Genomic DNA, 5,092 nt, shown 5'->3' with positions numbered 1-5,092 from the left:
GCAAGTGCTTTTTCATCAAGCAACGCTTGGCTTTTGAAGCGGCTTTCCCAAAAGTGCCCTGTACAGTTGTCCTCTCGGTTCGCCCTACATGCTATGTCGTAATTGAGCTCTTTCATGAACCAACTTAAGTTCCACAGCCTTTCTCGCCATATTTCAATGAGTTCAATACACTTGTCTTCTTCTGCTTGGTGAGTGAGCTGCTTATTCTGCCAACGCTCTATGAGCACTGGCAATTTATGCTCACGCCCCCAATGCTCAACCACTTCATGCAGTGACAACGCTAACGCTCGGTCTTTATTGATATGCAGCACCAAGTGATAGTGATTACTCATAATGGCGTAGGCGCAAACATCGATGCAGTATACGTGCGTTAGAGCGTGAATTTTTCGCTCTATCCACTCTCTTCGATGTTCGTAGCTCGTGTTGGTGAGCGGGTCTTCCCCGCACAAAAAGCTACGCCTCACGCAACGTGATACGCAGTGGTAATACGACGTCGCATCCACGGAGATAAGTTGTTTTCTGGCTGTTGTCAAAATGAGATCCGCTATAAAGGTTTTAAGTAACTTAGCAGTTCTCTTTTAATGGAATTGTTGGTGAGTAAGCGAATTAGACAAAATCAAACTAATTTCATACTTTTGGTGTGTGTCCTTTTAGTCCTTCCTTTTAGTCCTTTATTCGTGATTTATGGTAATGCTGGTAGTGCTCCCATCGATAAAAGGTGTCTAAGGTGTAATGGAAGGAAAGTCATGATAAAGGCTTGTCCATAACACTGGACTTTCTGCTACAACAATCGCCTTCATATGTGATTACTAACCCAAAATGGCAATTAATATGTGACATCATGTATATTGCATGCTATTGATTGGAAGTGATTATCATTTGTATTTATGTTTGAGTGTGATGTTTTCATGAAAAAATTAGCCAAAATCGTTTTTTTTTCTTGTTGTAGCTTTTTTCACAAAGAGCTCATGGGGAAACGAAGAAGAAAGACGAACTGCAATCAAGCAGATTTTGAAAATAGAGGACTTTTTACCCGAAAGAAAAAAGTGGACTCTCTCTTCAGGTATGAACATTTCGCAAAGCAATAACCAATCTTCTCATTCATATGTTTATCAGTATGAGGTATCTCCCAACATCAGTATTCCGTATATACACCATATAGATAGAACAGACAAAATTAGTAGCATATCTGGGTATGCGTCTATTCAATATGGAGCGACAGAACATTTATCTCCTTTTGTCATTCTTAATGCGACCTACCGCGAGTTGTTATCTACCAAAAACAACAGTTCTCAAAAATCAACCTCTGGTGATTTTGAAAACTATACTTTAGGGGCAAGTTATCAATTTCGTACTTTTCAACCGTTTAATATCTTAACAGCATCCTATTCAAAGACCGCGCACGCGCAAACACCTTCAATAGGACTGCTATCTAACTGGATATTTGACCCAATAGTATTGAGCCTGAATGCTCGATATATGCATAGCAGTTATAGTAAAGGTTATAGCCTAGATAACTTGGCTATAAATAGCAGTTTGTCATTTGCAGTTAACCCAGAAATAACCATAAGAGGAGGTATATCTAATAAATTTGAATTTTCTTCTGAAAATTCATTCTTGCAAAGTTCAGAAGTAAACTTAGGTGCCGCCATGAATTTAACCGAATCCATTACGGCGAGTACCGGCGTAAAATTTTCAGTTTCTGGTATCGATAAATATAGTTACGATATTAGATTTACTTTTAAGGTATAGTAATGAAAAATACAGTGATTTTCTTGACATTATTCTCTTCGACCGTTTTGGCTGATGTTAGATTAACTGACGCTGAGCTTCAATATGAAACTCTTATTGCCTTTAATTCCACTAGCATGACAGAGAAAGAAGCTGCAACGACTGAAGGAGAGGCTGGACCCATAGTTGCAGGAGCAATAGGTGCTATTGGTGGAGCTACCATGTCTATTGCTTCTGACGTACAAGCTGGAAATAGTATAAATTGGTCAAACGTAGGGATTAATGCAGGTGCAGGGTTTGTTGCCGGCGCGTCTGGTGCCTGGATGGGTGGGTTTGCTGGAGGGGTTGCAGGCGTTGGATTAGGAGCTAGCGCTTGGGGAGCTATGTCGTCTTGTAGTGGGTGTCATTAATATGAGTGATTTAATAATTCTCTTAATGTTTATAATTCATATTATATTTTCAAACAAATATTACTTAATAGATTGTTCATCTTCAAAAAATATAATCAATGCTACATTAGTGATTGTGTACCTTTATGTTGCATTTGTTATACAGTATGGGAGGGTATATATTTTTACGTTGTCAATAATAATATTAATAGATTTAATGTTCTTTATTGGGAATAAGAAAGAAATGGCCCACTTTGTCAATAATAGAGTGTCATACTTCCAAGCTACAATGATACTGATCTCCGTTCCATTAATTCAACCTACTGTTGAATATTTCACATAGTAAATGCAAATGTACAAATGGCTTTCTTGTCTTCTGATTTTAACTGGTTGCTCTTCATATACACCAAAAGAAAAGTACTTTAATTCTTATCTCGATCTTAGATATGAAGGTGTTGTGAGACAGCAACTAGATATGAGTTGTGGTTTAGCTGCTCTCAGCGATGTTTTGCAGTATAGATATAACGAGGAGGTCTATGAATACCATTTACTTGAAAAAATAGAAGTAAAGCCTAGATACTCATTTGCCGATATTCAGGTGTTGGCTAGTATCTATGGAAAGAAAGCCATTCCTTTATGGATGACCTACGACAATCTTTTGCTTGTAAATGGACCAGCTATTTTTTATTTAGAGAGAAAATAGCTGGTCCATTTTGTGTCATTATTATATATAGACAAAAATACTATTCAGTTAAAAGACCCTGCGTGGGGAGTTATTAACTACACCAGAACGCAATTTGAAGATTATTGGATAACCACAAGCAGCGATAAAGGGAAGGTATTAGTATTTGTCAACGGTGCTAAAGAAAGTAAAAAGCGTGAGATCGATAAAAAGCTTGTTGTTGTTGATCTTTAATGGTCTCAGAGGTTACTGTTGAGTAATCCTATAAATAGCAAACTCCTGGCCTAGGAAATTCCAAGGCTGCCTATTACTAACAAAGTCAATAATGTTCTTTCAGAAGTACGAACTGAAGCGAAAAAAAATAATAAGGAGTTTATCACTGTTCCTCCCTTCATACTCAAAATGTAACTTTAGTTCAAATAGCCAATTTAAGACCCTATTCCTTATTCTCTACTGATCTAATACGCTAGGTCAAATGATATATACCTTACTTGGTTGACCATCTTTGAAAATCGCGAGGGTATACGTCTGGATTATTTCTTCTCGGCGAGATCTTGAATGACGAAATTAGGTTTATACTGATATTGATACTACTGGGTGTTATATGGCTAGAGTTTATAAAGAAAAAGCTCCAGAAGCTCGAACTAATCTATTACATCTTATTGGTTATTGGATCCAGATATACTGGATACCAAGTTAAGCAACTTTCCATACTTGTAATTATTAACTATTTTCTAATTTGGCAAGATAGCTAACAAACTTTTGTCCAAAAACGTTTCAGAAATTGATCAATCTTTATTGTTATTTCCACCGTGTTTCTGGTAGTAATTCGTTCAAAAGTGATCAGACTTTATCTTTTTATAGCCTACGAATCGCTTGAAGCGGCACATTTCCGATCAAAGTTTAATGTCCTCCGACAGTAGGCGTGGAAAGTTCTGCGGAAGGATTACTGCAAAAGAAAAGCCAAGTCTCTTATAGCGACTTGGCTTTATTTTATGCTCCTCGAGGGGGAGCGCTTTGGGGATTAGAGTTTACCGACAGAGCGTAAATACTCGTCAATGGCGCAGTCGCCAGTATGGTTGTGATAGCCCGGCTCATGCGCTGCCCATTTAGGGTCGACATTGATTGCGAGTGCCTTAAAAGGATCGACGGTTTCGCGGCTGTAATTGGCGAACTTCTGGCGATACTCTGCCAGCAATTCAGCATGAGCTGCGTCGTTCGCGAGGTTACGTTTCTCGCCAGGGTCATTGATTAAATCGTAAAGTTCTTCGTCTTTGTTTTCTTGATACACGGTGTATTTGTGCGTTTTAGTTCGCAACATACGAGCTGGTTCAATAATGGTTTCGCGGCTGGTATACCACTGTGAAACGACATTGTCGCGCCAGTCAGCGGGTTGCTCTCCACGAATGAGTGGCATCACACTACGGCCGTACAAACCAACAGGAATTTCGATGCCCGCGTAATCGCAAAGGGTTGGGACTAAATCGCACAAAGAAAGTAATGCGTCGTTTTGCGCGTTTTCTGGAATGCCCGGGCCAGCCATAACAAATGGCACATTGGTGGTTTCTTCGTAGAAAAAGCTAAACTTGGTGACGTTTTTATGGCTAGTCATTGCGTCGCCATGGTCACTAAAGAATACCACCAACGTGTTGTCAGCCGCATCTGAGTTAGCCAGTGCGTTCAGTACGTTGCGAATACAATCATCACCCATTTTTGTGTAATGGTAATAGGCCGCTAAGTATTGTTGATAATTTAAATCACTCCAATGCGCCGCTTGGTGCATACGGTGGTGACGACAACACATATATTGAAGAGACAGCGGACGGTTGGTGATGTCATCGTCGTTGACGAAGTTGTCTGGTAATTTAGGCAGCGGGCCAATACCTGGAATGTCGCCATGGGGGCCTGCAAATTCACCCACCCAGCCACAAATGTTGTGAGGGTTGTTGAAATCCACTGCCATGACAAACGGTTTATCGTGTTTCTTGTTTAAAAATTCGATGCTCTTTTGTTCAGCATAGACGTCTTCGCGTGAGTCATAATCGACAGGGAAAGCATCGGGAGCGTCGAGCTCCATTTCAATTTGCTCAGCACATTCAAACCCACTCAGTGAGCCAAAGTCATGTTGTTTACCAAAGTGAACGCATTCATAGCCTTGTTCGGAGAACAACTTGCCAAGCGTTGGCATTGTGGTTGGAATATCAGGGCTATTGTTGCCGTGCACACCATTTTGGTGTGGAAGGCGACCAGTCCAAAACGAGGCACGCGAAGGGCCACATAGTGGGTAAGC

The 5,092-nt window shown here is 40.1% G+C and carries 6 protein-coding genes; 4 read left to right on the top strand and 2 right to left on the bottom strand.

Annotated elements, in window-relative coordinates; all coding sequences use genetic code 11:
* On the bottom strand, positions 1-533 hold a 533-nt coding region (locus L4D05_RS23845; protein WP_489686393.1), incomplete at its 3' end, for a transposase.
* Between the two features lie 532 nt (positions 534-1,065).
* On the opposite strand from L4D05_RS23845, the gene L4D05_RS23840 reads away from it, so the two are divergent.
* The 4 genes from L4D05_RS23840 to L4D05_RS23825 all read left to right on the top strand — a co-directional run bounded on the left by L4D05_RS23840 (position 1,066) and on the right by L4D05_RS23825 (position 3,036).
* The gene (locus L4D05_RS23840; protein ID WP_428795476.1) at positions 1,066-1,752 is read left to right on the top strand and encodes a hypothetical protein; all 687 of its coding nucleotides are present in this window, start codon (positions 1,066-1,068) and stop codon (positions 1,750-1,752) included.
* A gap of 2 nt (positions 1,753-1,754) precedes the next feature.
* The gene (locus tag L4D05_RS23835; RefSeq protein ID WP_428795475.1) at positions 1,755-2,141 is read left to right on the top strand and encodes a hypothetical protein; all 387 of its coding nucleotides are present in this window, start codon (positions 1,755-1,757) and stop codon (positions 2,139-2,141) included.
* A 331-nt stretch (positions 2,142-2,472) separates the two neighbouring features.
* Positions 2,473-2,823, top strand: coding sequence for a cysteine peptidase family C39 domain-containing protein (locus tag L4D05_RS23830; protein ID WP_428795474.1), 351 nt, complete (start codon positions 2,473-2,475; stop codon positions 2,821-2,823).
* A gap of 12 nt (positions 2,824-2,835) precedes the next feature.
* Positions 2,836-3,036: a hypothetical protein gene (locus L4D05_RS23825; RefSeq protein WP_428795473.1), complete on the top strand. Its 201-nt coding sequence runs from the start codon at positions 2,836-2,838 to the stop codon at positions 3,034-3,036.
* 790 nt (positions 3,037-3,826) lie between these two features.
* Here L4D05_RS23825 and L4D05_RS23820 read toward each other — a convergent pair.
* Positions 3,827-5,092: sulfatase-like hydrolase/transferase (locus tag L4D05_RS23820; protein WP_428795472.1), on the bottom strand; the 1,266-nt coding region annotated here is incomplete at its 5' end.

Origin of the sequence: Vibrio nomapromontoriensis (assembly GCF_050337205.1) — a bacterium.
Taxonomy (GTDB): Bacteria; Pseudomonadota; Gammaproteobacteria; order Enterobacterales; family Vibrionaceae; genus Vibrio; species Vibrio nomapromontoriensis.
The sequence above is the reverse complement of the archived record's forward strand: the minus strand, read 5'-3'. Positions and strand labels throughout refer to the sequence as shown.

Bases quoted from the DNA above. Each gene is read 5' to 3' on its own strand.
- L4D05_RS23840 (WP_428795476.1), top strand. From the start codon at position 1,066: ATGAACATTTCGCAAAGCAATAACCAATCTTCTCATTCATATGTTTAT.
- L4D05_RS23835 (WP_428795475.1), top strand. From the start codon at position 1,755: ATGAAAAATACAGTGATTTTCTTGACATTATTCTCTTCGACCGTTTTG.
- L4D05_RS23830 (WP_428795474.1), top strand. From the start codon at position 2,473: ATGTACAAATGGCTTTCTTGTCTTCTGATTTTAACTGGTTGCTCTTCA.